The sequence below is a fragment of the Sandaracinobacteroides sayramensis genome, assembly GCF_022014495.1.
Lineage (GTDB): Bacteria > Pseudomonadota > Alphaproteobacteria > Sphingomonadales > Sphingomonadaceae > Sandaracinobacteroides > Sandaracinobacteroides sayramense.
Window position 1 is genome coordinate 1 of the sequence record NZ_JAKLSQ010000016.1, and the last position, 26733, is coordinate 26733.

General features: G+C 66.7%; 28 protein-coding genes and 2 tRNA genes. 17 read left to right on the top strand and 13 right to left on the bottom strand.

Annotated elements, in window-relative coordinates; all coding sequences use genetic code 11:
• Positions 1–435 precede the first annotated feature (435 nt).
• Positions 436–1653, bottom strand: a complete 1218-nt coding sequence (locus L6Q21_RS12485; protein WP_237831100.1) for an argininosuccinate synthase — start codon at positions 1651–1653, stop codon at positions 436–438.
• 304 nt (positions 1654–1957) lie between these two features.
• On the bottom strand, positions 1958–2758 hold the full coding sequence (locus L6Q21_RS18090; RefSeq protein WP_272492464.1) for a methyltransferase domain-containing protein: 801 nt from the start codon (positions 2756–2758) through the stop codon (positions 1958–1960).
• A 15-nt stretch (positions 2759–2773) separates the two neighbouring features.
• On the opposite strand from L6Q21_RS18090, the gene L6Q21_RS12495 reads away from it, so the two are divergent.
• The 5 genes from L6Q21_RS12495 to L6Q21_RS12515 all read left to right on the top strand — a co-directional run bounded on the left by L6Q21_RS12495 (position 2774) and on the right by L6Q21_RS12515 (position 5260).
• A complete protein-coding gene (locus tag L6Q21_RS12495; RefSeq protein WP_237831101.1) occupies positions 2774–3592 on the top strand; it encodes a ComF family protein in 819 nt (272 codons plus the stop codon).
• Positions 3573–3836 carry a glutaredoxin 3 gene (gene grxC / locus L6Q21_RS12500; protein WP_237831102.1) on the top strand — a complete coding sequence of 88 codons (264 nt, stop codon included), beginning with the start codon at positions 3573–3575 and terminating at the stop codon, positions 3834–3836. Before L6Q21_RS12495 ends, grxC begins: the two co-directional genes overlap by 20 nt.
• Before the next feature lie 11 nt (positions 3837–3847).
• Complete coding sequence (locus tag L6Q21_RS12505; protein WP_237831126.1) at positions 3848–4693, top strand: carbon-nitrogen hydrolase family protein; 846 nt, start codon at positions 3848–3850, stop codon at positions 4691–4693.
• The gene (locus L6Q21_RS12510) at positions 4690–5121 is read left to right on the top strand and encodes a DUF1178 family protein (RefSeq protein WP_237831103.1); all 432 of its coding nucleotides are present in this window, start codon (positions 4690–4692) and stop codon (positions 5119–5121) included. Before L6Q21_RS12505 ends, L6Q21_RS12510 begins: the two co-directional genes overlap by 4 nt.
• Before the next feature lie 62 nt (positions 5122–5183).
• Positions 5184–5260, top strand: a tRNA-Arg gene (locus L6Q21_RS12515).
• Positions 5261–5302: 42 nt separating this feature from the next.
• Here L6Q21_RS12515 and L6Q21_RS12520 read toward each other — a convergent pair.
• Together L6Q21_RS12520 and L6Q21_RS12525 are read right to left on the bottom strand one after the other, a co-directional pair.
• A complete protein-coding gene (locus L6Q21_RS12520; protein ID WP_237831104.1) occupies positions 5303–6349 on the bottom strand; it encodes a helix-turn-helix domain-containing protein in 1047 nt (348 codons plus the stop codon).
• 32 nt (positions 6350–6381) lie between these two features.
• The gene (locus tag L6Q21_RS12525; protein WP_237831105.1) at positions 6382–7770 is read right to left on the bottom strand and encodes a metal-dependent hydrolase family protein; all 1389 of its coding nucleotides are present in this window, start codon (positions 7768–7770) and stop codon (positions 6382–6384) included.
• 294 nt (positions 7771–8064) lie between these two features.
• Between L6Q21_RS12525 and L6Q21_RS12530 the strand changes: the two genes are divergently transcribed.
• The 3 genes from L6Q21_RS12530 to L6Q21_RS12540 all read left to right on the top strand — a co-directional run bounded on the left by L6Q21_RS12530 (position 8065) and on the right by L6Q21_RS12540 (position 10709).
• On the top strand, positions 8065–8751 hold the full coding sequence (locus tag L6Q21_RS12530; protein WP_237831106.1) for a phytanoyl-CoA dioxygenase family protein: 687 nt from the start codon (positions 8065–8067) through the stop codon (positions 8749–8751).
• A gap of 491 nt (positions 8752–9242) precedes the next feature.
• Entirely contained in the window at positions 9243–10373 is a 1131-nt protein-coding gene (locus tag L6Q21_RS12535) for a tyrosine-type recombinase/integrase (RefSeq protein ID WP_237831107.1), read from the top strand.
• Positions 10374–10484: 111 nt separating this feature from the next.
• Positions 10485–10709, top strand: coding sequence for a helix-turn-helix transcriptional regulator (locus L6Q21_RS12540; RefSeq protein ID WP_237831108.1), 225 nt, complete (start codon positions 10485–10487; stop codon positions 10707–10709).
• Here the strand turns inward: L6Q21_RS12540 and L6Q21_RS12545 are convergent.
• Positions 10699–10857 carry a hypothetical protein gene (locus tag L6Q21_RS12545; protein WP_237831109.1) on the bottom strand — a complete coding sequence of 53 codons (159 nt, stop codon included), beginning with the start codon at positions 10855–10857 and terminating at the stop codon, positions 10699–10701. The genes L6Q21_RS12540 and L6Q21_RS12545 overlap by 11 nt on opposite strands.
• A gap of 133 nt (positions 10858–10990) precedes the next feature.
• On the opposite strand from L6Q21_RS12545, the gene L6Q21_RS12550 reads away from it, so the two are divergent.
• The 3 genes from L6Q21_RS12550 (at position 10991) to L6Q21_RS12560 (ending at position 14836) form a co-directional block, all read left to right on the top strand.
• On the top strand, positions 10991–11194 hold the full coding sequence (locus L6Q21_RS12550; protein ID WP_237831110.1) for a helix-turn-helix domain-containing protein: 204 nt from the start codon (positions 10991–10993) through the stop codon (positions 11192–11194).
• A 52-nt stretch (positions 11195–11246) separates the two neighbouring features.
• Positions 11247–13505 carry a DUF5906 domain-containing protein gene (locus L6Q21_RS12555; protein WP_237831111.1) on the top strand — a complete coding sequence of 753 codons (2259 nt, stop codon included), beginning with the start codon at positions 11247–11249 and terminating at the stop codon, positions 13503–13505.
• 707 nt (positions 13506–14212) lie between these two features.
• Positions 14213–14836, top strand: coding sequence for a helix-turn-helix domain-containing protein (locus tag L6Q21_RS12560; protein WP_237831112.1), 624 nt, complete (start codon positions 14213–14215; stop codon positions 14834–14836).
• A 463-nt stretch (positions 14837–15299) separates the two neighbouring features.
• On the opposite strand, the gene L6Q21_RS12565 is transcribed toward L6Q21_RS12560, so the two are convergent.
• The gene (locus L6Q21_RS12565) at positions 15300–16046 is read right to left on the bottom strand and encodes a hypothetical protein (protein WP_237831113.1); all 747 of its coding nucleotides are present in this window, start codon (positions 16044–16046) and stop codon (positions 15300–15302) included.
• Positions 16047–16409: 363 nt separating this feature from the next.
• Between L6Q21_RS12565 and L6Q21_RS12570 the strand changes: the two genes are divergently transcribed.
• The 5 genes from L6Q21_RS12570 (at position 16410) to L6Q21_RS12590 (ending at position 19147) form a co-directional block, all read left to right on the top strand.
• The gene (locus L6Q21_RS12570) at positions 16410–16796 is read left to right on the top strand and encodes a hypothetical protein (protein ID WP_237831114.1); all 387 of its coding nucleotides are present in this window, start codon (positions 16410–16412) and stop codon (positions 16794–16796) included.
• A 318-nt stretch (positions 16797–17114) separates the two neighbouring features.
• Positions 17115–17852, top strand: a complete 738-nt coding sequence (locus L6Q21_RS12575) for a hypothetical protein (protein ID WP_237831115.1) — start codon at positions 17115–17117, stop codon at positions 17850–17852.
• Between the two features lie 49 nt (positions 17853–17901).
• A complete protein-coding gene (locus tag L6Q21_RS12580; protein WP_237831116.1) occupies positions 17902–18171 on the top strand; it encodes a hypothetical protein in 270 nt (89 codons plus the stop codon).
• Positions 18168–18479, top strand: a complete 312-nt coding sequence (locus tag L6Q21_RS12585) for a hypothetical protein (protein WP_237831117.1) — start codon at positions 18168–18170, stop codon at positions 18477–18479. Before L6Q21_RS12580 ends, L6Q21_RS12585 begins: the two co-directional genes overlap by 4 nt.
• A gap of 248 nt (positions 18480–18727) precedes the next feature.
• Positions 18728–19147, top strand: coding sequence for a hypothetical protein (locus tag L6Q21_RS12590; RefSeq protein ID WP_237831118.1), 420 nt, complete (start codon positions 18728–18730; stop codon positions 19145–19147).
• 32 nt (positions 19148–19179) lie between these two features.
• Here L6Q21_RS12590 and L6Q21_RS12595 read toward each other — a convergent pair whose 3' ends face one another.
• From L6Q21_RS12595 to L6Q21_RS12605, 3 genes are all read right to left on the bottom strand, one after another.
• Positions 19180–19653: a TIGR02391 family protein gene (locus L6Q21_RS12595; protein WP_237831119.1), complete on the bottom strand. Its 474-nt coding sequence runs from the start codon at positions 19651–19653 to the stop codon at positions 19180–19182.
• Positions 19646–20269, bottom strand: coding sequence for a DUF5343 domain-containing protein (locus tag L6Q21_RS12600; protein ID WP_237831120.1), 624 nt, complete (start codon positions 20267–20269; stop codon positions 19646–19648). Before L6Q21_RS12600 ends, L6Q21_RS12595 begins: the two co-directional genes overlap by 8 nt.
• 202 nt (positions 20270–20471) lie before the next feature.
• Positions 20472–21779, bottom strand: a complete 1308-nt coding sequence (locus L6Q21_RS12605) for a DNA cytosine methyltransferase (RefSeq protein ID WP_336246245.1) — start codon at positions 21777–21779, stop codon at positions 20472–20474.
• Between the two features lie 55 nt (positions 21780–21834).
• Between L6Q21_RS12605 and L6Q21_RS12610 the strand changes: the two genes are divergently transcribed.
• On the top strand, positions 21835–22833 hold the full coding sequence (locus L6Q21_RS12610) for a PDDEXK family nuclease (protein ID WP_237831122.1): 999 nt from the start codon (positions 21835–21837) through the stop codon (positions 22831–22833).
• Between the two features lie 102 nt (positions 22834–22935).
• Here the strand turns inward: L6Q21_RS12610 and L6Q21_RS12615 are convergent.
• The 4 genes from L6Q21_RS12615 to mreD all read right to left on the bottom strand — a co-directional run.
• Positions 22936–23011: transfer RNA gene (locus L6Q21_RS12615), tRNA-Lys, on the bottom strand.
• Between the two features lie 101 nt (positions 23012–23112).
• A complete protein-coding gene (rodA, locus tag L6Q21_RS12620) occupies positions 23113–24228 on the bottom strand; it encodes a rod shape-determining protein RodA (RefSeq protein WP_237831123.1) in 1116 nt (371 codons plus the stop codon).
• The gene (gene mrdA / locus L6Q21_RS12625; protein ID WP_237831124.1) at positions 24225–26135 is read right to left on the bottom strand and encodes a penicillin-binding protein 2; all 1911 of its coding nucleotides are present in this window, start codon (positions 26133–26135) and stop codon (positions 24225–24227) included. The genes rodA and mrdA overlap by 4 nt, the downstream gene beginning before the upstream one ends.
• A gap of 3 nt (positions 26136–26138) precedes the next feature.
• Positions 26139–26733, bottom strand: a 595-nt coding sequence (gene mreD / locus L6Q21_RS12630; protein WP_237831125.1) for a rod shape-determining protein MreD, incomplete at its 5' end; no start/stop codon positions are given.

The following is a 26733-nucleotide window of genomic DNA, read 5'->3' on the forward strand; positions in this document are numbered from 1 at the left end:
CGCGCGCACCCGATTCGATTGCCTGCGGCGCTCGAACCAACCAGCGCCGCAGGCAGTAAACCCTTCCATCAGCACAACCCCGCCGCAAACACCGAGAACCCGGGGGTGCAGGGGCGTCACGCCCCTGCTGGGTCCAGGGCGAAGCCCTGGCCGCCGGAGGCAAGAACCCTCACCCTCGCAACCCCACCTCTTTGTTCCACGTGGAACATTTTTCTGTTCTGTTTTTGGGCCGGGGGTGTGCTTGTGGCCTGCCCCCACTCCAACCCCTCCCCTTCACGGGAAGAGTTTTCTTTTTTGCGCCGGCCGGGCGGTTTGGTTTTCCGTCAATCGTCGCTGAAAAGCTGGACCCCGGGTCAAGCCCGGGGTGACGGGGTGGTGGGTTCGAGGATTGGGGGTTCTGAAGGCGGCGTCACGACCCCTACGGGACCCCTGCGTTCAGCCCTGCCGGTCGCGCTGGCCCAGCAGCCTGAGGCGGAGTGCGTTCAGCTTGATGAAGCCCTTGGCGTCGCGCTGGTCGTAGGCGCCCTGGTCGTCTTCGAAGGTGACGATCTTCGGGCTGTAGAGGCTGTAGGGCGACTTGCGGCCGACGACGTTGACGCTGCCCTTGTAGAGCTTCAGGCGGACGGTGCCGGTGACCTTTTCCTGGCTCAAGTCGATGGCGGCCTGCAGCATCTCGCGCTCGGGGGCGAACCAGAAGCCGTTGTAGATGAGCTCCGCGTAGCGGGGCATCAGCTCGTCCTTCAGGTGCGCCGCGCCGCGGTCGAGGGTGATGGATTCGATGCCGCGGTGCGCCGCCGCCCAGATGGTGCCGCCGGGCGTTTCGTACATGCCGCGCGACTTCATGCCGACGAAGCGGTTCTCGACGAGATCGAGCCGGCCGATGCCGTGCAGCTTGCCGAGGTCGTTCAGCTTCTTCAGCAGGGTGGCTGGTGAGAGGCCCTCGCCGTCGATGGCGACCGGGTCGCCGCGCTCGAAGTCGATGGTGATATATTGCGGCGTGTTCGGCGCGTCTTCCGGGTTGTCGGTGCGGGAATAGACATAGTCCGGCACTTCTTCCCACGGGTCTTCCAGCACCTTGCCTTCGGACGAGGTGTGGAGGAGGTTGGCGTCGGTGCTGAACGGGCTTTCGCCGCGCTTGTCCTTCGGCACCGGGATCTGGTGCGCCTCGGCGAATTCGATGAGGGCCTCGCGGCTGGTCAGGTCCCACTCGCGCCAGGGGGCGATGATACGGATGTCGGGCGCGAGCGCGTAATAGCCGAGCTCGAAGCGCACCTGGTCGTTGCCCTTGCCGGTGGCGCCGTGGGAGACGGCGTCTGCGCCGACCTGCCTCGCGATCTCGATCTGGCGCCGGGCGATCAGCGGCCGGGCGATCGAGGTGCCTAGCAGATACTGGCCTTCGTAAAGGGCGTTGGCGCGCATCATCGGGGCGACGAAATCGGCCACGAATTCCTCGCGCAGGTCGTCGATGAAGATCTGCTTCACGCCCATCAGCTCGGCCTTGGCGCGGGCGGGTTCCAGTTCCTCGCCCTGGCCGAGGTCGGCCGTGAAGGTGACGACCTCGCAACCATAGGTGGACTGGAGCCACTTCAGGATCACCGACGTGTCGAGCCCGCCCGAAAAGGCCAGGACCACCTTCTTCACCGAATCGCTCATTGTTCCGCTTGCCGCCTTGCCGTCTGAAAAGAATGTGCCGCGCATAGAGGCGCGCGCCCGGCCGCGCAATCGCGGCCTTGTTGGAAGCAGCCGCGCAATCGCGGCCTTGTTGGAAGCAGCCGCGCAATCGCGGCCTTTTCAGAAGCGCCGCGCAATCGCGGGCTTGCCAGAAGCGGCGGCGGCGGCACATGCTGGCCGCGCAAAGGGGGGGCCGGCATGAACACGCTTACCAAGTCGATCCTGATCTCGATCGGGCTGACGGTGCTGCTGAACGCGATCCTGTGGATGAGCGGCTGTTCGGTGATCACCCTGAAGCTGTAGGCGCCGCGCGGCCGGACAGGTGCAGGAGCTGCACCTCCACCGGCACGCGGCCGTCCGCCCCGGCGTGGGCGGCGAAGGCCGCTTCCGCCAGCGCCCAGCGGCGCGGCGTGGTGAGGCCGCGGGCGCGGGCCGCCAGCCAGCCGCTGTCTCCATGGGCGCGGGCGTCGCGGGCGAAATCGGCGAGCGTGCGGTAGCGCAGCGTCAGCGTTTCCACTTCCGCCACCGGCTCCTGGAAGCCGGCGCGCTGGAGGAGGCCGGCGGCTTCCGCCGGGTCCACCGTGGGGCCGAGGCGGGGGGGCACGCCGCCGCCGGCGGCGATGTCGGCGTCCAGGAAGGCATCGCGCACGAGGCCGGCGGAAAAGCCGGCGGGGAAGACGGCCTGGAAGCGGCCGCCCGGCTTCAGCGCCCGGCGGCAGAGCAGAAGCGCGCCGGGCAGGTCGTTGACGCCGTGCAGCGTCATCAGCGCGGTGATGTGGGCGAAGCTTTCGTCCGGGAAGTGGCGCTGGTCCTCGTCGCCCTGCAGGCCGCCGTGCAGGGCGGCGAGGCGGGCGGAGGGGTCCAGGCCGGTGGTGCCGGGCGGCGGGGGCAGCAGGAGGCCGATGCGCAGCGACGGGCCTTCGGGGGCCGGGCCGAGGAGGTCGGCGCGGGCGGTCAGTTCCGCCTCCACATGCTGGAGGAGCTGGCCACGGCCTACGATCAGGCGGGCGGCGCGGTCCCGCGCGCGGCGGCGGGCCGGCTGGCCGAAAGGGCGAAAATCCTGCATCTGGCGGCTGTCGGTTTCCATGCTAGTCTGGCCGGCATGGCGACGGCGGGGCGGATTGTCGAGGGGGCGCGGGCGGGCATGCGGGGCTTTGCCGACCTGTTGATGCCGCCCGGCTGCATGACCTGCGGGGAGCCGGTTTCCACGCCGCACAGCTTCTGCGGCGATTGCTGGGGGGCTCTGCCGGCGGTTTCCGGGGCGCGGTGCCGCCAGTGCGGCGTGCCGCTGCCGGTCGCCTGGCAAGCGGAAAGCCATTGCCTCGGCTGCCTGAAGGATCCGCCGCCTTTCGCCCGGGCGACCGCGCCCTTCCTTTACGACGGCCCGGCGCGGCAGATGGTGCTGCGCCTGAAGCATGGCCGGGAAAGCTGGGCGGGGCCGATGGCCGCCGCCATGCATCGGGTGGCGCCGGGCTGGGTGGAGCCGGGCCGGCTGCTGGTGCCGGTGCCGCTGCACCGCTGGCGGCTGGCCACCCGCGGCTATAACCAGGCGCTGCTGCTGGCGCGGGCGCTGGCGCGACTGGGCGGGGCGGAGGTGGCGCCGGACTGGCTGCTGCGGGTGAAGCACACGCCCAGCACGCGCGGGCTGACGCGGGCGCAGCGGCTGCGCAATGTCTCTGGCGCGTTCCGGGTGCGCGAAGGCGCGGGGGGGCAACTGAAGGGCAGGCGGGTGGTGCTGGTGGACGATGTGCTGACGACGGGGGCCACGGCGTCGGCCTGCGCGAAGGCGCTGCTGCGGGCCGGGGCGGAGGCGGTGGACCTCCTCACCTATGCGCGGGTTGCCGCGACCGATGCGACGCCATATCTTGAGAGGATTGCCAGCGAGGAAGCCACCAACCAGCATGTCATCGCCCAGGATTGAGATCTACACCAAGTTCCTCTGCCCCTATTGCACGCGCGCGAAGGCGCTGCTGACGGCGAAGGGCGTGGCTTTCGAGGAGTATGACATCTCCATGGGCGGACCGAAGCGCGCGGAGATGCTGGCGCGTTCGAACGGCCGCACCACGGTGCCGCAGATCTTCATCGACGACCGCCACATCGGCGGATCGGACGATCTCGCCGAGCTGGACCGCGCCGGGGGGCTGGACCCCTTGCTGCGCCCGTGAGTGCTTCCACGATCCGGGCGGGCGTGATCCAGACCCGCACCGGGCTGGATATGGAGCGGAACGCCCGCGAGCTGGCGGAAGCGGCGGAGAGGCTGGCGGCGGACGGCGCCGACATCCTGTTCACGCCCGAGATGTGCGGCCTGCTGGACCGGGATTCGGCGCGGCTGAAGGCGGCGGCGCGGCACGAGGCCGACGATCCGGCGCTGGCGGCGTTGCGGCAGGTGGCGAAGGCGCGGGGCGTGGCGGTGGCGATCGGCTCGCTCGCCATCCGCGACGAGGTGACGGCGCCCGACGGGCGGCTGGCCAACCGCAGCTTCCTGATCGGGCGGGATGGGGAAATTCGCGCCCGCTACGACAAGATGCATCTGTTCGACGTGGACCTGCCCAATGGCGACCGTTACCGCGAATCGAGCAGCTTCATCGGCGGCGAGCGGGTGCAACTGGCCGACATGGGCTGGGGGCGCCTGGGGCTGACCATCTGCTACGACGTGCGTTTCCCGCAACTGCACAACGCGCTGGCGCTGGCGGGCGCTGACATCATCGCCCAGCCGGCCGCCTTCACGGTGCCGACGGGCGAGGCGCATTGGCATGTGCTGCTGCGCGCCCGCGCCATCGAGACGGGCGCCTTCGTGGTGGCGGCGGCGCAAAGCGGCCGGCACGAGGACGGGCGCGAGACCTATGGCCATTCGCTGGCGATCGACCCCTGGGGACGGGTGCTGCTGGACATGGGCACGGAATCCGGCGCGGCGCTGGTGGAGCTGGATCTGGCGCAGGTGGCGGACGCGCGGGCGCGCATTCCCAATCTGCGCCACGCCCGTCCGCTGAACCCGGCAGAGGTGGCGGGCGCGGCGGAATGATCGTCTTCGACCTGAAGTGCGACGCCGGCCATGTGTTCGAGGCCTGGTTCGGCTCGACCGGGGATTTCGAGGGCCAGCAGGCGCGCGGCCTTGTGGAATGCCCGATGTGCGGCAGCCGCGAGGTAGCGAAGGCGGTGATGGCGCCCGCCGTTTCCCCCAAGGCCAACCGCGTGGTGACGGATGCGGAGCGCAAGACGGAACTGGCAAGGCTGGCGAAGCTGCGCGCCGAGGTGGAGGCGAACTGCGACTATGTGGGCCGCAGCTTCGTCCGCGAGGCGCGGGCGCGCCATGGCCGCACGGAAGAGGATGGCGAAGCGGCGCGCGGCATCTTCGGCGAAGCGACGATCGCCGACGCGATGGAACTGATCGACGAGGGGATTCCGGTTTCCCCTCTCCCCTTTCGCCCCCGCCAGACCGCCGACGCCTGACACCCATCCTCAGCCTTGCGGAATAGTGGCGGTTGCCGCTAGGAACGGGCGCAGTCTGGCTTGGTCCCGTAGCTCAGCAGGATAGAGCGGCGGTTTCCTAAACCGTAGGCCACAGGTTCGAATCCTGTCGGGACCACCACCCTTCTTGTCGAAACCCGCCTAAACTGACTCGAAAACCCGCTTATGCCGCAGGCGAACGTGCGCGAAGGTCCAGCGCTCTGCTGAGCGAGGCTGAGGGCGGTTCGCCATAGGCTTTGCGATAGTCGACCGAGAAGCGGCCGAGGTGCGTGAAGCCATATTCCATCGCTACGCCGGTAACGGTCATCTGTTGGTTGGCATTCGCCAGCGCACGACGTGCAAACGCCAGGCGGCGCCTGCGCAGATACTGAAGGGCGGTCAGGCCTGTGCGGCTGCGGATGATCGATTCGACCGTGCGAAGCGCCATACCGGTGCCGCGACACAGGTCCTGCAGCTTGGGAACATCCTGCGGGTGGTCATCGATGAAGCGGTCGATCCGCGCCATGGAAGCCGTCTGCCGACGCGTCGCCTGATGATCTGTCCGTGCTTCACCCGCCGACAAGATGCCAACCATTGTTGCAAGCAGCGTCTCGCGCAGTTCCGACGTTGCAGCCACCTCGTCGTGCCGCACATGCTGCGCCGCACCTGTGCCAATATCGCCGGCCCGGCTATGGAGCAGGTTCAGCCGCCGGATCATTTTCGGGTCGGCGCGGACGATAGAATCGCCGTGCAGAAAGCTCGGTGCCTCAAGGCCTGTCAGCGCCTCATATGTGTCCAGCATCATCTCCCGCTGGATGCATACCGTGCCGGCCTCATGTCCGGCCGCTCCGCGGATCTGGTGGTGCACGCCACCATTGGAGGTGGACAGATATTGAAAATCCACCTCTTTGCCGTTCAGAACGGCACGCGGGCCGGAAATGCAAGGCAGCAGGAACGAGATGGTGGGCTTGTCGTCTGCAAGAAACAGCGCCCTTAGCAGGAAGGCGCTTTCGAACGCTGCGGATCGGCATACAAGCCCGTCGCCCACTATTGTCGAACGAAAGGTGGCTGCGAAACCTGTGTGCTCGAACGGTGTTACGCCGTAGCGCCCCCCAGTCATGGTCTCCGCAAGATGGTCGGGATCTTCAAAGCGCAGCTTCGCGTTGACAGGCGGCTTCGCTCTGTCCGCTTTCAGTTGCCCTGCATTCGCCTGCATGGACCGCGCGCGCATCGCTCAACCTGCTCCGTTGGCTTCGATCCTGATCAGGCTAGGCTGTTCTTGTAGATTCTGCCATCCTTCATGATGATCTTCAGATTGCGATCCGGATCAGCGAGCAGCTGGATATCGGCAATCGGATCGCCGTCCACCAGAAGCAGGTCGGCATAGGCCGTGGGCTCGATCACCCCCAGCTTGCCCGGATATGGGTTGCGAGGCCCGGACATGGCCAGAAGCTCCGCGTTGATGCTTGTCGCCATCTTCAGCACTTCGTCGCTGGAGTACCAGCGCGTCATGGAGGCGAGGATGCCGCCCTGCCTGTCGGCCAGTTTGGGATCGTGCAGCACGTCTGTGCCCCAGGCCGTCTTGATGCGGAACTTCTTCGCCAGACCATAAGCGTTGTCGGTTCCGGCGAACATCGTCTTCTGCTTCGCCGCGCTTTGCGAACCTTCCGGGTATTTGTTGGCGAATTCATTGTCGAGGAAGGGTTGCAGGCACAACCACACCCCCTTGTCGGCGATAATCCGCGCCGTTTCCTCGTCGATCATCTGCCCGTGATCGACGCACCGCACGCCGCCACGCAGGGCAGTTTGCACAGCGCGCGGCGTATAACCATGGATCGTAACGTAAGTGCCCCAGTTCTCGGCTGCATCGACCGCGGCCCGGAACTCCGCTTCGGTATATTGGCTGACATCAATCGGATCGAAATTGGAGGCGACACCGCCCCCGGCCGCCAGCTTCAACTGGCTCGCACCAAGCATCAACTGTTCCCGCGCGCGTTTCAGAACCTGTTCAACCCCGTCGGCGACGACACCGCCGTTCAGCACCTCGCCACGGCTGAGCCCCGCATTCAGCGCGGCCGGAACTTCATAGGGCATGCGGAAATCGCCATGGCCGCTTGTCTGCGAGATCATGCCGCCCGACGGCCAGATGCGCGGTCCGGCATTCAGGCCAGCGTCAATCGCCCGCTTCAGGCCGAAGGATGGTCCGGCCAGATCGCGCACGCTGGTGAAGCCGCGCATCAGCGTCTTCTCAGCCTGATCGGCTGAAAGCAAGTTGATGTAGCCGATATCGGCGGTCAGCAGATCGATCATGGAAACGGCCGACATGATGGTATGCCAATGGGCATCGATAAGGCCCGGTATCAGCGTGCGCCCGCCGCCGTCGATCACATTCGCGCCTTCGGGGACTGCTGCCGAGGCAGGCACGACAGCCTTGATCCGGTTGCCTTCGATCAGAACCTGCCGACCGCCACCGGTCGCTTTGGACCTGCCGTCGAAGATGCGGATGTTTGTAAACATCGTCGGTCGCGACGGCGCAGCGGGTACGCGAGCGGAAAGGCTGGCCGGCCACAAGGCTGCCGCCCCGACCGTTGCAATCGCACCAGCCATCAGACCGCGCCGTGAAAAGCCGTCGCTATGATCAGACATCGACATGTCCCCCCCTTGCTGCACATGTTGGGCAGCGGTCCTTCCCCGCTTCCTGCTTCCGGCGACTTCCTATGCAGCGGTCCTTTGATGCGAACTATCCGAATCGCGCCGGTTTGCGCGCCATGAGCCAACGGGGCGCGGACTACTTGGCAGTTGCGGGCGAGCTGCTGAGCCCTCAGCGCCAAAGACGCTCGCTTGCCTGCCGGTCAGGACCCGCCTTGATAGCTGACATCCAATGGTCGATGTAGTCGCTGAAAAGCGGACATTGATTGGCGATGTGCGTGAGCTCTAAGTAGCGCAATGTCTGATCACGTAAAGGCATCGGACCTTACCCTTGTGTGGGATGGTGCAACGTACCTGCCCGCGGCCGCTGTAGACGTGCTTGAAGACATGCAAGGCGCGGTAGCGCAGTTGCCAATCGAGCAGGCCGGCGTTCGCATCCACGGGGTCAAGGCAGTTTCACAGCTATTGGTGGCCGATGGCCCGATAGGAGCGGTTGCGTTGAGCCTTTTCGAAAGGCAATGCCATCCCGTCCGTGCCGTCCTTTTCGACAAGACCCCTAGTGCGAATTGGGCGCTTGCCTGGCATCAGGATCGTACCATCTGCGTGAAGCAAAGAATGGAGGTTGAGGGTTTTGGACCTTGGACCAATAAGCGCGGAATGCAGCATGTCGCACCGCCTTTTGAGCTCCTCGCCTGCATGATCACACTTCGCGTTCATCTCGACGATGTTTCTGCCGATAACGCGCCATTGCTGATTGCCCCGGGATCCCACGCTATCGGGCGTGTGCCTGTCAACGATTATGCCGCGGTGGTTGACCGATGCGGTCAGTTCGCCTGCCTGGCTGAGGCTGGCGATATCTGGGCCTACGCGACCCCCATCTTACACGCTTCTGAGGCCGCTCGCGTGACAGGGCGCCGCCGCGTCTTGCAGGTAGACTACTCCACCAATTTGCTTCCGGGCGGTTTGGAGTGGCTCGGCGTCTGACGCCAAACATGACAGGCAAGTGGATAGGGGGCCGCTCAGCCTGTAAGGCACCATTTCTGGGATATGTCGGGACAGGTACCGTGCATTTGGAGTTGGATGAACTTGTCATGCCAGCCGTCGCGCTCGCATAGATTTATGCTGTGCGCTGCCATCGCCCTGCACCTTCAGGGTGTGGGGCATTGCTATGAGGGTCCGATTAGCCCTAATTCTTGCACCGCTCTCACACGGCCCTTGCACACCATGCGCGAATCCGTCGCCGCACAGTACAAATTGTTGTTTTTAACGGTGAAATATGGTGGACGCACTAGGGCTCGAACCTAGGACCCGCTGATTAAGAGCTCGGCACTCTTGGGTCACTCAGGGCCAATCATGGTCAGTTAGGCGCTCGCGGGCGCCTAAAATCGCGACATTCCAGTCACTCAGCGCCACCCGGCGGCACGCGAGGATAGCGGCCGCACGGTGCTCGGCGCGGTGCTCAGAAGGAGAATGGAATGGCCGTCACCAACCTAACAGAGGCCCGGATCAGGGAGATGCCGCTCGGCTCCGGCATACACCGGGACGAGCAGGTCAAGGGCCTCATGGTCATTTGCCACAAGACAACCAAGAGCTACGCCGTACAGGGCGACGTGCGGCGGAACGGGCGCCACGTCCGCACCGTCCGGGTGAAGATCGACAGGTGCGACCGGATAGGGCTGAGAGATGCCCGCAACCGGGCCAAGGCCCTGATGAGCCAGATACAGTCGGGCGTGGACCCGACCGACGGCCCGGACGAGAGCGGGATCACCCTGGAGCGGGCGCTGGAGGCGCACCTGGAGGAGAAGCCCCACCGGTCCAGGACCGTCGAGGGCTACCGCTACCAGCTCGACCACTACCTAAAGCCCTGGCGGAAGCGGGCCGTGGCCGACATCTCGCGCCAGATGGTCCGCGACCTCTACGCCGACCTCAAGCGGAAGCACGGCGAGACGACCGCTGCGAGCGCCATGCGGACACTCAGGGCCATCGTGAACACGGCCATGAGGATCGACGAGACGCTCGGCAGCAACCCGGTCTCTGCGCTGCACGTGCCGTCGCCGAGGCGCCGAAAGGTCGCCCCGCTCGACCTGGCGGACTGGTGGGAGCGTGTCGAGCGGCTCAGCCCCGTCCGGCGGGACCTCCACATTGCGATGCTGCTGACCGGCGCCCGCCGGTCGTCGATCGTCCAGGTCCGGCGCGACGACGTGGACGCCGATCGCCGCGTGGTCACGTTCACCCACATGAAGACCTCCGACGAGCCCATGCTGCTGCCGACCGGCAAGCGTCTAACCGCCCTGCTGGAGGCGCGCCTGGAGGAGGACGAGCCGCTCGGCAGCGATTGGCTCTGGCCTTCTCCGAACAGCCGCAGCGGGCACGTGGAGGAGCCGAAGGAGGCGGGCCTGCCGAGCCCGCACGCCTACCGGCACCACGCCCGGACCCTCTACATCGCGGCGGGCGTGCCCTACGCCGAGAGCGCGCTGCTGCTCGGCCAGAAGCTGCCGGGCGCGTCCGGCGGCTACGTCCACGCCGACCACCTGGTGGAGCAGCTCCGCGCCCACGCTCAGGCCCTGGAGGACCTCGTGTTCGCCGCCCGCGCCGAGCCAAAGTGATGGTCAGGCGGGCCGTCATCCTGGGGTAATCGGAGGGCGGATGTCGAAGTCCACCAACCGAAGGGGGCCGCGTCGAAACGGCCCCCTTCACCCCGCCCCAGGAGCCCGCCCGTGCCCGCCGAACTGCTCGACGCAATCCGCCAGATAGTGCGCGAGGAGGTCGCCCGGCCCGCCAGCCCGTGGCTCGACACCGACGCGGCGGCCGCCTACCTCGGCTCCACGGCTGGGACGCTCAAGAACTGGCGGGCCTGCGGCAAGGGCCCCCGATACCGCGTCCTGCAGGACCGTCTGGTCCGCTACCACCGCGACGAGCTGGACGCCTTCGTCAATAGCTGACCGCCTGACGACCGCGCAGGTTCTCCAGATGACCGGCCTCTCCCTCTCCCGGCTTGAGATCATGCACGGCCTCGGCGGCCCGCTCCGCTGCGGGTCCGACGGCCTCTACCTCCGCCGCGACGTCGAGCACTTCGTGGAGCGCCGCCACCGCTGAGCGGCGGCCGGACCCAACTATTTGCTGGTCTTAAACCACGCGTAGAGACGCGCATGGTACGCCCGTCTCATACAGGCGACGCGGCAGCCGCCCCGGCGCGACTCGACGACGACGAGGACGCAGCACCATGCTCGACGAATACCTGACGGCCGCGGAAGCGGCCGTCCGCCTACGCCTGACCGAGGGCTCGCTCCGCTGGATGCGGTGCAAGGGCATGGGCCCGCCGCACTCCAAGAAGGGAAAGTTCGTGCTCTACCGGGGCTCGGACGTCGAGGCCTACCTCGCGAAAAGCGAGAGGGGCCGCACCGCGACGAACCGGTGCGACCCCTGAGGTCTAGCTAGCAGAGAGAGACAGAACCCGACCCACGCGAATAGGACAAGATATGTCTGACGACCCAGATACGCCCGAGAAGGGCTCCAAGCAGCCAACGTTCGGCTTCCGGCCCGACGAGCTCGCCGCCTTCGAGGGGACCGGCCACGAGCTGATCCCACTGCACGCGCCGAGCGCGCTGGACGCCCGCGGGCGACCGATCGGCAAGGCGCCCCTGAAGGGGTGGCGCACCGCCGCGCCCATCGCCCCCGCCGACGCCGCGGCGGTCCTCCGGGAGGGCACCAACGTCGGGGTGAGGCTGCGCCCGACCGACTTGGTGGTGGACGTTGACCCCCGGAACTTCGCGCCCGGCGACGACCCTATTGCCCGCCTGGAGGCGGCGCTGGACATCAGGCTCGACGACTGGCCGCACGTGGTCACCGGCTCCGGCGGGCACCACTTCTACATGTCGGTGCCCGAGGGCTTCGTCGCGTCGGACAGCCTGGAGGACTACCAGGGTGTCGAGTTCAAGGGGCACGGCCGTCAGGTCGTGGCGCCGGGCTCGTCGCACCCGGCGACGCGGCAGCCCTACCTGTGGGACGACGACATACTCGCGACGCCGCTGTCCGCCGAGGTCCGGCGTGCGCCCGACAGGCTGCTGCGGCTCATCGAGCGACCGACCAGTCCCGCTTCGGCGGAGCCCGGCGACGTGTCGCCAGAGCAGCTCGCCGAGATGCTCGAAGGCCTCGACCCGGAGGGCTACCGAGACCACGCCCGGTGGCTGGAGCTGATGATGGCGTGCCACCACGGCACGGGCGGTGAAGGCCGCGAGGAGTTCGTCGCGTGGTCCACGTCCGACCCGGCCTTCTCCGGCCACGGCCACGCTATCGGACGGCGGTGGGACAGCCTCCACGCCGATCGGGCGGGCCGCCGGGTGACCGAGCGCACGCTCTTCAAGCACCTGGCAGACGCCGGGCGCGGCGACCTCATACCGCGCCCCGACGCGGCCGACGACTTCGCCGACGACGTGGGAGAGGACGTGCTGCGGAGGCTGGCCGCCGACGCCCCGGCCGAACCCGCCAGGAGGGCGGAGGGGCTTGCAGACGCATGGGTTTGGGTCACGCGCGCCGAGCAGTTCATCCGTCGGAGCGACTGCCAGCGCCTGAGCCCGTTCCAGTTCAAGTCGCACTTCCAGCACCGGTGGCAGGAGGGCGACATTCTCGCCGCCATCTGGAAGGGGAAGCTGCCGGTGCGGAAGTACGACGGCTGCGCCTACGTGCCGGGCGGCCCGGAGGTAATCGCGGGCGGCAAGTGGGACGGCCACTACAACACTTGGCGGAGGGGCGGCGTCGAGCCGCGGCGCGACGACGCGCTCGCGCAGGTCTTCCTAGACCACATGGAGTACCTTCTGCCGGACGAGGCCGAGCGGGGATACGCGCTCGACTACCTCTCGTTCCTGGTGCGTGAGGAGTTCGTGAAGGTGCACTTCGCCCTTCTCCTCCAGGGGGCGCCGGGCACGGGCAAGAGCTTCATCGGGTCGCTCGCCGAGCGGATGGTAGGGATGCGAAACATCCGCATGGTCAAGAGCCAGGAGCTGACCAAGGAGTACACTCGGTGGCAGGAGGACTGCCAGCTGGCGATCGTAGAGGAGATCATGGCGTTCGGCCGCCGAGAGATCGCGAACGAGCTCAAGACGGTCATAACGGGCGACGAGCTCCGCATCCGACGGATGCACACCGACACCTACGAGGTCCCGAACGGCCTCAATCTGATCTGCTTCACGAACCACGAGGACGCAGTGCCGATCGAGGCGGGCGACCGCCGGTGGCTGACGCTGTTCTCTCCCGCCAAGCCCAAGGACGCCGCCTACTACGCCCGGCTCTTCGACCTTCTGAAGGGCGACGAGTTCGCCGCGGCAGTGAAGTGGATGCTGCGAACGCGCCCATCCGGCCTCGACCCGAAGGGCATGGCGCCGATGACGCGCGGCAAGGCCGAGATGCGCCGCCGCAGCGCGGGCGACGTCGAGCAGTACCTCGACGAGGTGCTGGAGGAGGGCTCTGGCCCGTTCGCCTTCGACCTGGTCCGGCTCGACGACGTGTGGCACTTCGTGAAGGGCGACTTCCGGGGAGCGCGCGACCTCCGGGGGCGCGTCGGCGAGTGGCTCAAGGCGTCCGGCGCAGTCCAGCACACGAGCTACAAGAAGCAGGACGGCAGCGGCCGACCGGGCTACCGGCTATGGTCTCTGCGCGACCACGACGAATGGGCCGAGGCGGGCGCGGCGAGGCGGATCGACGCCTGGCTGGGCCACTACGGCGCCCCCGCACAGGGGTAGGTCGGTAGGCCGCGGCGGGGCCAGGGTAGGTCAGGCCTCTCGCGGCGCCGACCCGTCGCGCGGTCGCCGGTCGGGTAGGTCAGCGCCTAAGGTAGGCCGCCGGGTAGGCGCAGGGGCGCACCTACCGAAAAGCGCAGCGTTTCCTTGCCTTTTTCACCGGGTAGGTCGGGTAGGTCAGCACTTTTTGATGTTTAGATGAGATAGCAAAATATGCACCGGCCGAGGCCGCCGGGACGGCCCCTGGACACACAACGCCACGTCCTGGACGAAACGTGAAAAGTGCCGACCTACCGACCTACCAGGCTTCGGAGCGACCCGGGACCGTGCCCAGCCAGGTGCTCCGCCCGAACCCAAAACGCCCGCGCGGGCGCGCGAGGCAGAGGCAGGAGACGGCCATGAGTGGGAAGCTGAGCGGGCTGCCCGGCCACGAGCTCCGCAGGCGGATGCCCGACCGCCTCGGCAGGGAGGGCCCGGTCTCGAACCGGGTCAGGGACGTCCGCAGGATGGTTTTGGACGAGGAGTGCGGGCTGGACGCCGGGCGGCAGGCGCTGGCCCGGAAGGGCCTCTGACGCCCCCGACCGGTGCCTAGCCCGGTGCTCCCCTCGAAAAGGCCAGGGTTTCCTAGGGAGTGCCCTCCGATCGATGATCGGAGGGCCTCGGCCAGCGCTGGCATCCGGCGCGGGCATCCGCGCGGCATCGCCGCGGGCATGAGCGCACGGAAGGCCAGATCGGCGGAGAACAGGCGGGTCCACGCCGGGGCCCGCGGCGCCGCGCCCCTCGACCCCCTCGACGAGCCCGCGCCCCGGCCAGCCCTGGCGGCCATCCCCTGGAACAAGGTCGTGCTGACCGACGCGCAGCGCTTGGCCGTCTCCGCGGCCCTCCTGGCGCACTACCCCCGCAGCGAGATCGCCGCGGCCCTCGGCGTGTCCGTGCGGACCCTGCGGCGGCTGCTGGACGACGAGCCCGAGCTCGCCGACGCCGCCGAGGCGGCGAAAGAGGCCGAGGAGGCGGAGCTGCGCGACATGCTGATGCGGAACGCCCGCAACGGCTCGGACGTGGCAGCGCTGTTCCTGCTCAAGGCCCGGCACGGATACCGCGACCGGGACGACGCCAAGGCCATGAGGGCGGTCGGCGACGGCAAGGGCGGCGTCCTGCTGCTGCCCGCGGACGTGCCCCTGGACGAATGGGAGGCGGCCTCGGCGGCGCAGCAAGCCAAGTACCGCGAGCGGGACCACGGTCGGCCTGAGGCCCGCGACATGCGAGCCCCGCCCACGATCATCGGCGAGGGGCTGACGATGCAGCGCGTGCTGCCCGGCGACCTGCCGGGCTAGGCGGCTGCCGGGGATACCCGGCTTCGGGTGGAGGCGGAGAACGCCATCGCCGCGACTACACTAACTCCTAGCGCCCACACGGTTTCGAAGAATAGGGCGATAATCATCATTAGCTTGGTAACACGACGCTTGGTTGCACAGGCTTTGGACTTCGACTTCTTGGGCTTTTTGTTCATACGGACCTCCTTAATCTGCTCACCGACAAATCGGATCGCGGTCAGAGGGACACTTAGAACTAGTGCAGCCGCGGGATTCGAACCCGCCCCAACCCCCGAAGCTGGTTGACGCCTGAGACATAGGGCGGCGGGACCGGCCCCGCAAGCTGGCCCTCCGATTTCCTGTCGGCGGGCCAGCGGCGCACTAGCCCTTCGCCCGCAAGGGCTTGGCGTCGCGGAACGTCGCTGGGCACCGCGCCAGGCACCGTGCGAGTGGCTAGGCGCGCCCGGCGGGCGGCCGGGATGACCTACCCGGCGACCCGCACGATGTGCTTCATGAAGGAGGCGGTGAGCTCGAAGATGAACTCGACCTCCTCCTCGGGCAGGTTGTCGTCGTGCTTCACGTAGTCGTTCTGGTACTTGCTGTAGAGGTCGAGTAGCTTCTGGAACATGTTGGTGAACTGCGCCGAGGCGCCGCGCTCCTTCAGCCGCGCTCCGATCAGCCCCACCTGGTTCTCCAGCGACTTCTCGTTCCCCAGAACCGACTTGAGCAGCAGCTCAAGCCCCAGCCGCAGGTCGTCGAGCAGGTTCCGCTTGAAGATGCCCGCGTCGTACTTGAGCTTGGCCTGCTCCAGCTTTTCCAAGGCTTTGGGGTGGCCGTGCAGCCAGTGGCGGGTCTCCTCGATCAGCGGCACGTCGAGCTCCTTGACCTCTTTGTTCGGGCGGAGGTGGCCGAACCGGGTGAACAGCTCCGCCCTGAGCTTCTGCCTGTCGGTGCGGGACGACGCGCCCACGGCGAAGCCGTGGTGCTCGCACAGCTCCTCGATGATCTGGAACTGCTGAGAGGGCGAGAACGCCCGCACGCTGTCGAGGAGCGCGGTCCTCTTGTTCGGGGCGTCGAAAGGGTATGTCGAGTGCGGCACCGACACCTCCCACATGTCGCCGTAGGCGTTCATCGCCTCGACGATCTGCGGACCCGAGAGGCCCGAGTTGGTGTCTGCGAGCAGCGAGGTCGCCTTGCTCAGGAAGGTGATCGGGATGTCTTCTTGTAACATCTGAGGACGGTAGCCGATCCGCCTGGCCGTTGGGTAGCTGCGACGCCCTTCTGATCTGAGATCGGTGGGTTCGGGCTCCTGCGCTCGTTCCGCCGCAACAGCTTAGGCAATCTCAATTTGCGCAAGCACCGTGCCGCGCACCGCATGAGCGGCCCCGAGTCGCGCGCCCGGAAGGCCTGGGTCGCCGAAAAAAGTTTGCCCGCCGCTATCCCGCTGGCGACGCTGGACAATTCCAAAATCTAGCCATGCCCAACTTTCAAAACGCGGCCTAGACCAGAAAAAATAACGCTTTCACAGGCACTTGCAGGCACATACATAGTGTCCCCCTCAGGGCCGCGCCGGCCCTTCGCAGGGAGAAATGATATGGCACTAGACGTGAGCGAGGTGGAGGCCCGGCTGGCAGAGCCCGATGCCTTCAAGGCCGCCGTCCTGGCGGGCGAGATGGTGGACGTGGTGGTGAGCGTGCCTTCCGAGGCCTTCGCGATAGCGTGGGGGCAGATGGGCAACCTCATCGAGGGCAGCATGGATTACGCCGGGTGGGGATACAGCGACGAGGCGCTACGGCTTCTGTGCGGCGTTTTCTTCGCGGCGCACGAGCGCCTGCCGTTGGGACCTGGCGAGCACTTCGAGCTGCTCAAGCGGCTGTTCGAGAGGCTGGACGACGGACGATACGTCGACGAGTTCTTGCGTCGCTGGGAAGCTGCGAAGGCGGAGCGCTCGCGCCTGGACCAGATGCTGTCGGCGGCCTGAGCTCCCGACCGACGATCGGGCGCGCTCCCTCATAGGCGGCGCGCCCGTTCCGACCCTAAGCACCGAGCCGAGCACCGACAAAGGTCATCCGGGGGCGATTGGCGGCTGATTGCTGGTCCCGCATCCGCCCGCCGCGGCGCATCTGACCGTCCGTGTCTTGCACCGAGGCCCGTGCGCCTCGGCCATAGCCCGCGATGGCGGGCGAAGCGTCTGGGCTGCGCCCCGGCATGGTCGAGTCCCCGAGCCTCCGGCGAGATGCCAGGAACCTTGGAGGACAAGACCATGCCCGCACCCACCGCAAAGCTCGGCTCCCACTGGATGAGCCCCACCGACGTGCGCACCGCCGTCACCCGCATCAGCGACAACCGCAACCGGCACCGCGCCATCCTGGTCCGCGTCAACGAGATGGTCGGCCGCCACAAGGGCGAGGTCGAGCGCTCGCTCAAGTCCCTGGACGCCAAGGACCGGCCGTCCGTCGTCGCCAAGGCGGTCAGCGGCCGCCGCGCGGAGCTGATCCGCGAGACCGACGAGGCGCGGACGGTGCTGACGCGGGAGCTGGAGCGGCTCCGCCGCTCGGTCCAGTCTGCGACGACCCACTACCGCAGCCCCGTCCAGATGCTGATGCGCGACACCCTGGGCTCGGAGCGCCGCAGCCGCATCATGCAGCAGATCGCCGGCTCCGGCGCCGCCGAGCTCGCCAGCCTCGCCGAGTTCGCGGCGGCGACGGGGGACCGCGAGCTCGCCGCCGCCCTCTGCGGCCGCGTGGCCGACCTGCCGCGCGGCAGCCGCCCGTTCTCCGCCGCAGAGCTGGCCGACGTGATGTGCGGCGAGCTGCACCGCGAGCTCAGCCAGGCGATGGTCGAGGCCGAGCGGCGCGTCCTGGAGGCGCTCCAGGAGGAGCAGGAGGCCGCGACGGGCAAGGGCAACCCGCAGCGCGCCCTGGAGATCGCCATGCTCAAGAGGCGCGAGCAGGAGATCGGCGCCTACGGCCACGACGACGACGATGCCGACGAGTCCGAGGACACGACGGCCAGCGACGAGATCCCCGCGGCGTAATCCGCGGGCAGACAGCGCGAGAGCCAACCCAAACAAAGGAAATCAAGCCATGTCCATCTTCGCATTCTACCCCGCAGCCAGCCACCTCCGCCGCACTGACGGGATCGGCTTCATCATGGCCGAGGGCGCCGACGAGGCTGCGGCCCGGGCGGTCGCGCAGCAGCTGGTCGGCGGCCAGTCCATCGACGGCTTCGCCGCCGTCCAGGTGGGCGCGGGCGTCGACGCCGTCGCGGTCCAGGGCATGCCCGTCGGCGCCCGGAACCGCGACACCTGGCCCAAGGTGACGCGCGGCGGCGGCTTCCTGGGCGCTGCGGCGTGACCGTGGGCGACCGGCACCCCCTGGCGACCCCCGCGGACCCGAACGCCTACAGGGCGACGGTGCTCGCCGTCCGCAACCTCGCCATGCGCCAGGTGCTGACCCTGGAGCAGGCGTGGTCCATCCTGCTCCAGGGCGAGGACGGCCCCGCCGCCATGCCCGCCGACGCGCGCGAGCCCGTCGAGCGGGTGCTGCGGGAGTTCGGCTACCGGGAGCACATCGCGACCCCGATGGGCGAGCACGGCAGCGGCAGGCTCTGGATCAGGGAGCCCTGGCTGGCCGAGACGGTGGAGGAAGTCCCCCTGGCGTAGCCTTACGCCCGTCCTGGAGTCCGCAGGACGCCTCCGGGCCGTCCGGCGGCCCGACCCGAGCCCCTGGTTGCCGAGCGCGCCCAGGGGCTCTGTCGTCTGACTTTAGGCCAACGCAGGCATCTGGGCCCGCTCGCGGCGCGGCACTCGTGCGTGAGAAAGGACCCTAAGATGAAAGCCGAGCGTATTGAGATCGCCGTTGCGACGGAGCGGGTGCTGACCCCCGGCCGACGGCGGGTCGGAAGCTCGCGATGAAGGCTGGCTTCCTGAGCGCCGCGGGCGTCAAGCGGAGCGGCAGCGAGCGCACAGTCCGATATGAGGTCCGGCGCGAGCGCCTGCCCGGCAAGGGCGGCGTCCCCGTGCCCCCGCACGTCGAGGAGTTCCTAGGCCTTGACCGGGCTCGCCTGGCGGCGCTCGGCTACGGCCTCGACGGCGAGAGCGGCACGACTGGCGAGCGGTTCACCGGGATAGTGCGCATTTTCGCCGTCCACTTCGTCCGCCGCGGGCAAGGCGGGGGCCGGGTGGAGCGGATTCAGGAGGTCGAGGTGGACGCGATCGACGAGCGCGTGGCCTGGTACGTCACCAACTGGATGATCGTACCTAGGCCGGAGCAGCTCGCCGTCAGCCTCGATGAACTGGGCGGTAGCGGCGAGATCGGCGAGGACGGTTAGCGGCCAAGGCCGCGAAGTTACGCGCTGCGGGCTTATGGCTGCCGATCTTCCAGACGCCGCAACAGCACAGATGCGAACGAAAGGTGGTCTAAACAGCGATCGATCGGATCGGTGGTTATATCGTGGCCGCGCGGATTACGGATTGCAGACATCGATCCTGCGAAAATGAACTTGAAGCCAGACTGCTCATCAATCTCGCTCTGCGTGGACAGCGCCGTTAGGCGGATTTTTGGATTAGCCTCTGCGAAAGCCGCCATCATCAGCTTGACGCCGCTCTCATTGATTCCGGACAGCTTCTTGACGATGTTGTCGAGGTACTTGAAAGCCTCGAAAGTCGCCTGAGAGTAATGCCCGTTGTTGAAGAGCTTCAGAGCAACCTTGCTCAGTTCGGGGTGAATGTTGCGCTCGTCGAACGGATGCGACTGCTCAGTTTCCTCCTCAGCGCCATAGGACAGCTCGCTCGCAGTTCTCGCAATTCGTTCAAACACCGCGAGCGGATTAGACATAGAGATTAGCTCGGATGCTCTTGAAGATGTTGTCGTAAGTCTCTTTGGAGCCGTTGGCGGGCAGGTTAATCTCAATGCGCACCGTCAGCGCCATGTCCTTGCGCTGCTCAGGCAATTGCAAGTCCACCTTCACCGGCCCCTCCGTCGCCGAGGCGGCCTTGGCACGAGGTTGTGACGCGGGCTTCGCCTTGCCCGCGCGAGGCTTGGCTGCGGATTTCGGGGCCGCCTTCTCCTCGGCTGTATCGTGACCAGCGAGCGATCGGAACATTTGGAAAACACCGGCCTGGCGGCCGCCGATGACCTCGCTAGTTTTGTCCGTCGTGCGGAAATAGCCTGTTAGCTCGCTCTTTGTCATCGTCCACGCATCCTCTCCGCGCAGGTCGAAGAGGTCGCTGTAGGCCTCCTTCACCATTGCTTCGAAGGCGCTCGGAAATTGGTCGTCCGCTAGGACGAACACGTCGTGGCCCTTCGTGGTGCGCTTTCCTTCCTCGTCAATCACGCCCACGAACTGAAGCGCATTGATCACGTAGCTCTCGTTGTTTGAAGCAAGCCCGAATTTCTTGACGGTCTCCGACGTGACTGTCGCCGGAAAGTTCTTTCGCAGATATGCAATCATCTGGGCCACGTTCCCCGGCCCTGAGATGTACGGATGCGAAGCCATAAATTACCCCTCCGATCTTCGCGATCCCCATCGCGCTATCAGGCTTGGATAACTTCGTCTCTCGGAGACTGCAACGCTATCCGTTCTCGGGCTGTTCCTATGCCAAATGAGGATACAAAGAGACGCGTTAAGGTGCGCCCCGGCGCGCATCGATCGTTTATTTCGCGTAATGGAGTTCGGAAGCCTCGCCACCCGCGAACACCTTACCCGCCTTGAACCACTTCCGGGTGCGGACGTGCGAATTGATATACGTTTGCCTAAAGCGAACTGCGGCTTTCTCATAGCCCCGCATGTTGGCGGGCGATGCGGCGTCAAGCAGGCGAGAGACGACCTCGGCGGTCACTCGACCCAAGCGCACAGGGACGGCGTTGCCAATCTGCTTGTACTTCTCGGCCGTCTTTCCGCAGAACACCCATTCGTCCGGAAACTCCTGTATCCGGGCGTATTCTCGGACCGACAGGACTCGGACCTGCTCCGGATGGCATAGGGAGGTGCTGGCGTGGTTCGGCATCGTCACCAGTGTCGGGCATGGAAAATCCCAGCTCAGACGGCGCCACCAGCCCGACCGGCCGCCCTTGGCGAACCATGCACGGCCCATCGACTCCTTCTGAACTTCCTCCGGTAGGGACCGCCAATTGCCGCCCTCGGGCACCAACGAGAGAAACCCCTTTTTCCTTGGGCTGAAGTCTAGCAGCTCCGGATCATTCTCCCTCAGGTCGGCGATGGCCTCCCTCAGTGTCGCCCACGGTTTCGGCGCGGCTTCCCGATAGTCAAAGAGGGTCTCCTGCCGCGCGGGCCTGTCAATGCCGTGGGTGGGCTGGGGATACTCGACCTCCACCCCGAATGAGTTCCCGATAAAGATGACCCGCTCGCGTATCTGTGGCGCGCCGTAGTTTGCCGAGTTCACCTCGAAGGCGTCCACGTGATAACGCCCGCCGGTTTGCTGCCAGAGATCGTCGACGAACTTGCCAATCACCGATCCCGGCTGCTCCTCGCTGTCGAGGTCGTCGCCTCCGTGTTCGGGCCGGTCGGCGATGGGGCGGTGCCTCAGCGCCGCAGACATAAGGCCGCGGACGTTCTCCATCACGAATACCTTCGGACGTAGCGCAGCGACGAAGTCCAGATAGCGCCATAGCAGCGTCCCGCGACGGTCTTGAACCGACTGCCGCCTTCCGGCCGTGCTGAAAGACTGGCAGGGAGGCCCGCCGACCAGCAGATCAAGCTCGCCCGGTGCAAGTCCCAGCTTCGACATCAGGTCTTCCGGCGCCAGCTCAAATAGATCGGTGCAGAGGACGAGGGGCTTTCCGGCGAAATGGCCAAGTTCAGCGTTGGTTCTGATGGTCTCGCAGGCCGCCTCGTCTATCTCGACGCAGGCGAGTATCTCAAAGTCGCCTTGGAGCTCGAAGCCCAGGTCCATGCCCAGCGCGCCGGAGAAGAGGGAGACCGCTGACTTTTTTCTGGACACTGACAATCGGGTATGCCTCCTAGGCCACAGCCATCCTACTCAAGGGAAGACTGCCTTGGCCGTCGCCACTCAACGTTACGATTTTTCCTCCTTCGCCCCCTCGGTGCCGCTCACGCTCCTGGAGGTTCAGGAGTTCCTACGCTTAACAACTTCTGCGGACCATGCGAACCGATTTGCGAAGGTGGCGGAGCTTGAGCACGCACTCGAGCATCGGATGCGCCAGATCAACGCCAGGGCGCCGGCGATTGACGGGAAATCGACCAACCCGTTCGTCCTTGCCGCCTACGCGCACCTCTTCGACGTGCAGAGCCTGGACCAGGTGGACGACATCGTCGCTGCGGCGAAGGTGTTCTCCAGCATCGAGACGGCTGCGGGTCGAGTTGTCGAGGATGTCATACCGCCCTTCTACGGATGGCAGCAGATCGACTCTCCGGGACACACGATCCTGTCGGAGATCGACAGCGCGCGGGTGGTCGATGGCACTGTCGAACTCGTCGCCCTAAAGAGCGGCCCTATGTGCATCAATGACTCGATGGTCTCTCAGATCGCTAACGCGGTCTCGACGCACTGGAAGGGATGGGCGGATAACTGGGGCGTCGATCGGGTCCGCTACATCGTGGGCATGAACTACTCGACGGCCCGGAACAGCAACAAGAAGGACTGGCACATCGTCCGCTTGGCCGAGGAACGGCTACGCCTACAGGGAGCGAACATCACCAACGCCTCCACGACAGCCCAGGCGCGCCGCCCGTTGGCCCACGCCTTCTTCGAGGCCGATCAGGATGGGAAGGCGCTGCGGGTCGAGACCATGCAGGGTCGGGCGCTCTGGGCTCACATCGGCGGCTCAGACGACGCCTTCCTCGAAATCTGTCGGGCGATGGCCAAGTGCATGAATGCTCTGGCCGTTCCGGTCGGCAGCCAATTCACGACCCGCGAGATGGACGAGATCGTCGATTTCGCAGGCCGCCTGGATGCCCCAGACATTCCTGAGGGCGAGAAGCAGTGGCTGGTGCTCTTTGCCCGGCACTTTGTGGACGAGCTGTTCGTGCCTTGAGGCCAAAGGCAGTTCTCGGTGCCTATTCGGTTCTTGCCACAATGACGCAGCCGCAATCGACCGCGAAAGGCCGCCTAGGTGGCTGATTTATAAGGAAGAATATGGTGGACGCACTAGGGCTCGAACCTAGGACCCGCTGATTAAGAGTCAGCTGCTCTACCAACTGAGCTATGCGTCCACACTGTTGCTCCCGCGCGCTTGTTCAGCGCGGGAGGCGGGCGGTTACCAAGCGTGGACTGGCTTGTCCAGATGATTCTTGCCTTCCAGCCGCGAACTTCCTCAAAGATTATCGAGAGCACGCTGCCGGTGAACGCTCATCAGAATGCCGAAGGCGATCATCACCGTCAGCATGGCGCTGCCGCCATAGCTCAGCAGCGGGAAGGGAATGCCCACCACCGGCGCCAGGCCCATCACCATCATCGTGTTGATGAGCACATAGAAGAAGATCGTCATCGAAAGCCCGACCGCCAACAGGCGCGCGAACAGCGTTTGCGATTGCAGACCGACCCGGATGCCCCAGTTCAGCACAAGCCCATAGGTCAGAAGCAGCAACACGCCGCCCGCAAGCCCCCACTCCTCGGCCATGGTGGCGAACACGAAGTCGGTTTGCTGCTCGGGCAGATATTGCAGGTGGCTCTGCGAGCCTTTCAGGAAGCCCTTGCCGAACAGCCCGCCCGAACCGATCGCGATCTTCGACTGGGTGATGTGATAGCCAGCCCCCAGCGGATCGGTTTCCGGATTGAGGAAGATCAGCACGCGGCGCTTCTGATAATCGTGCAGCATGTTGTAGAGCAGCGGCAGCGACGCCAGACCGAGCGTGCCCGGAATCAGCAGCCATCTGAGCGGCAGACCGCCCAGGAACATCATGGTGAGCCCGCCCGCCACGATCATCAGCGCCGTGCCGAGATCCGGCTGCAGCATCACCAGCGCCGCCGGCGTGCCGATCAGCGCCAGCGGCGGCCAGATGCCGGCCAGCTTCCCGGAATAGCCGCGCGGCAGATAATGGTAGAAGCGCGCCAGCGCCAGCACGATCGCCAGCTTCATGAATTCCGATGGCTGCAGGCGGATGAAGCCGAGCTCCAGCCAGCGCTGCGAACCGCCGGAAACGGCGCCCAGCACCTCCACCCCCACCAGCGCCACCAATATGGCGCCATAGGCCGGATAGGCGATGCCGATCCAGACCTTCAGCGGGATTTGCGAAAGCACCAGCGCCATGCCCAGGAACAGGCTGAAACGCACCGCATGGTTGAGCGCCCAGGGCGTCATGCTGCCGCCGGCCGCCGAATAGAGCACCACCACGGCGAAGCCGCCGATCGCCGCGACCAGAAGGATAACACGCCACGGCAGCGCCAATATCTGTTGCGGCCAGCGCGAATTGAGAAGCCCGCCTATCATGCGCCCTCCGCCCCCGTCGCTGCCGCGGCCCGCGCCGCGGCGGCTTCCGCTTCGGCGCGGGCCGCCGCTTCTTCCGCCGCGCGCCGGGCGCGTTCACGCGCTTCCAGAACGCCGGCCAGCCGCTTCTCCGCCGCTTCCTTGTCGTAGATCCAGGTCAGCACGTCCTTGGCGATGGGGGCGGCCGCCCGCGAGCCGCCAATCCCATGCTCGACGATGACGCTGACCGCATAGCGGGGGTTGTCCACCGGCGCGAAGGCGATGAACAGCGCGTGGTCGCGATACTTCCACGGCACGTTCGCCCCGCCCCGGAAACCGCCCGAGATGCGGCGGACCTGCGCGGTGCCGGTCTTGCCGCCCATGTGGATGCCCGGAATGTTGAGGGCGGAGGCGCGGGCCGTGCCCCCGGGGCCGTTCACCACATCGTCCATCCCCTGGCGGACGACCTCCAGATATTCGGGCGGGATCGGCAGCGGCTCGAACGGCTTGGGCGCCGCCCCCACCAGCATGCGTGGCTCCACCATGCGGCCGGTGGCGATTCGCGCCGTCATCACCGCCAGTTGCAGCGGGTTCACGATTACATAGCCCTGCCCGATCGACATGTTGAGCGTGTCCGCCACCGACCATTTCTGGTCGTAGCGCTTTTGCTTCCATGCCGGATCGGGAATGATGCCCACGCGCTGCACCGGCATTGGGATGTCGAACTCATGTTCCAACCCCAGCAGGCGCGCCATGTCGGCCACCGCCTGCGGCCCCACGCGCCGGGCCATGGTGTAGAAATAGACGTTGCAACTCCGGGCGATTCCGGTGCGCATGCTCACCGTGCCGTGGCGCCCGAGACAACGCCACGTATTGTTTCCCACGCGATAAGCCCCGCCGCAATGGACGGTATCGGCCGGTGTCACCCCCTCGCGCAGCGCAGCCAGCGCCGTCACCGGCTTGAAGGTGGAGCCCGGAACATAAACGCCCTGCAGGCTCTTGTTGAGGAGCGGTTTGCGCTCGTCCGCCTGCAGGTCCTTCCAGAGCTTGGAGGGGATGCGGCTGGAAAAGACATTTGGATCGAAGGCCGGCATGGAGAGCAGGCACTTGACGTCCCCCGTCACCACGTCGATCACCACCACCGAGCAGCTTTCATTGCCGACCCGGGCGGCGGTGAAGGCCTGCAGGCCGCGGTCGATCGTCAGCTGCACGCTGCTGCCCTGGGTGTCCGGCCGGGTGTCCAGTTCCTGCACGATCCGCCCGCGGGCGTTCACTTCCACCCGCCGGGCGCCGGGCTTGCCGCGCAGCACCTCGTCCTTGCTGCGCTCCACCCCGTCCTTGCCGACGCGGAAACCCGGCACCAGATAGAGGGGGTTCTTGCTTTCGCGATATTGCTCGGCGGTGGCGCGGCCGACATAGCCCGTCACATGCGCGAAGGCGTCGGCGTCGGGATAATGGCGCACATAGCTGCGCTGCGGTTGCAGCCCTTCCATTTCTGCAAGCTCCACGTTCAGGGCGGCGAAGGCGTCCCAGCCGATGTCGGAGGCGATGGTGAGGGAGGCGGCCGCCGGCAGGTCGGCGGCTTCCTCGTGGATGCGCGCGCGGTCGGCCGGGCCGAGCGGCACCACCTTGGAGACCCGGTCGAGCGCGGCGTCGAGGTTGCCGGCGAGCGAGGGGATCAGCTCCACGGAATAGGCCGGGCGGTTGGTGGCGATCGCCGCGCCGGTCGCGTCGACGATCCAGCCGCGCCTTGGCGGGATCAGGTGCAGCGCCACCCGGTTGTCCTCGGCGGCGAGCTTGTAGCGGTCGGCCTGGGCGATCGAGAGATAGGCCATGCGCCCCATCAGCGCGAAGCCGGCGCCCGCCTGCACCGCGCCCAGGAAGAAGGCGCGGCGGTCGAACATGCGGTCGGCGTCGCCGTTGGCGGCCATGGCTCAGGCCCCGACGTCGATCAGGCGGCGCTGCACACGGGCCGCGATGCTGGCCACCATGGGATAGGCGATGATCGAGAGCCCGGCCTGCACCAGCATCGGCAGCACCGCCGGCGCCCGGCCGGCGAAATCCATCAGCTGCGAGGCGACGAGATGGCCCAGGACCAGCAGCAGGGCGGCGAAAGCCCAGTCTATGCCCAGGCTGTGCCCTTCCACCCGCGCTTCCGCCAGGCGGACGATGACCGCCGTCGCCGGGAACAGCACCGCCCAGACGCCCATCGGCAGGCCGAACAGGAAGTCGGCGAACAGGCCCAGCAGGAAGGCGGCCCAGACCGGCACGAGGCGCGGCTGGAGGCTGGCCCAGATGATCAGCAGCAGAAAGGCGATATTGGGCATCGCCGCCCAGGCGAGCGGGATGGGCAGCGTCATCAGCAGGGACGCGAGCAGGATGGTGGCGGCCGGCGCGAAACGGCGAAGGCCCGCGCTGGTGATATCGTCTTCGGAATAGAGGTTGTTCATGGACGGGCCGGCGCGCGCGCCGCCGCGCCGCTTGCCGTGGCGCCTGCCGCGGTTGCGCCGCCCGGGGCCGCAGCGGCGG

Coding starts and splice junctions, on each gene's coding strand:
- L6Q21_RS12580 (WP_237831116.1), top strand. CDS start 17,902: ATGTCCATCTTCGCATTCTACCCCGCAGCCAGCCACCTCCGCCGCACT.
- L6Q21_RS12520 (WP_237831104.1), bottom strand. CDS start 6,349: ATGCGCGCGCGGTCCATGCAGGCGAATGCAGGGCAACTGAAAGCGGAC.
- L6Q21_RS12510 (WP_237831103.1), top strand. CDS start 4,690: ATGATCGTCTTCGACCTGAAGTGCGACGCCGGCCATGTGTTCGAGGCC.
- grxC (WP_237831102.1), top strand. CDS start 3,573: ATGTCATCGCCCAGGATTGAGATCTACACCAAGTTCCTCTGCCCCTAT.
- mrdA (WP_237831124.1), bottom strand. CDS start 26,135: ATGGCCGCCAACGGCGACGCCGACCGCATGTTCGACCGCCGCGCCTTC.
- L6Q21_RS12530 (WP_237831106.1), top strand. CDS start 8,065: ATGTCTGATCACGTAAAGGCATCGGACCTTACCCTTGTGTGGGATGGT.
- L6Q21_RS12595 (WP_237831119.1), bottom strand. CDS start 19,653: ATGTCTAATCCGCTCGCGGTGTTTGAACGAATTGCGAGAACTGCGAGC.
- L6Q21_RS12555 (WP_237831111.1), top strand. CDS start 11,247: ATGTCTGACGACCCAGATACGCCCGAGAAGGGCTCCAAGCAGCCAACG.
- L6Q21_RS12600 (WP_237831120.1), bottom strand. CDS start 20,269: ATGATTGCATATCTGCGAAAGAACTTTCCGGCGACAGTCACGTCGGAG.
- L6Q21_RS12565 (WP_237831113.1), bottom strand. CDS start 16,046: ATGTTACAAGAAGACATCCCGATCACCTTCCTGAGCAAGGCGACCTCG.
- L6Q21_RS12485 (WP_237831100.1), bottom strand. CDS start 1,653: ATGAGCGATTCGGTGAAGAAGGTGGTCCTGGCCTTTTCGGGCGGGCTC.
- L6Q21_RS12495 (WP_237831101.1), top strand. CDS start 2,774: ATGGCGACGGCGGGGCGGATTGTCGAGGGGGCGCGGGCGGGCATGCGG.
- L6Q21_RS12550 (WP_237831110.1), top strand. CDS start 10,991: ATGCTCGACGAATACCTGACGGCCGCGGAAGCGGCCGTCCGCCTACGC.
- L6Q21_RS12575 (WP_237831115.1), top strand. CDS start 17,115: ATGAGCCCCACCGACGTGCGCACCGCCGTCACCCGCATCAGCGACAAC.
- L6Q21_RS18090 (WP_272492464.1), bottom strand. CDS start 2,758: ATGGAAACCGACAGCCGCCAGATGCAGGATTTTCGCCCTTTCGGCCAG.
- rodA (WP_237831123.1), bottom strand. CDS start 24,228: ATGATAGGCGGGCTTCTCAATTCGCGCTGGCCGCAACAGATATTGGCG.
- L6Q21_RS12590 (WP_237831118.1), top strand. CDS start 18,728: ATGAAGGCTGGCTTCCTGAGCGCCGCGGGCGTCAAGCGGAGCGGCAGC.
- L6Q21_RS12560 (WP_237831112.1), top strand. CDS start 14,213: ATGAGCGCACGGAAGGCCAGATCGGCGGAGAACAGGCGGGTCCACGCC.
- L6Q21_RS12525 (WP_237831105.1), bottom strand. CDS start 7,770: ATGTCGATGTCTGATCATAGCGACGGCTTTTCACGGCGCGGTCTGATG.
- L6Q21_RS12535 (WP_237831107.1), top strand. CDS start 9,243: ATGGCCGTCACCAACCTAACAGAGGCCCGGATCAGGGAGATGCCGCTC.
- L6Q21_RS12570 (WP_237831114.1), top strand. CDS start 16,410: ATGGCACTAGACGTGAGCGAGGTGGAGGCCCGGCTGGCAGAGCCCGAT.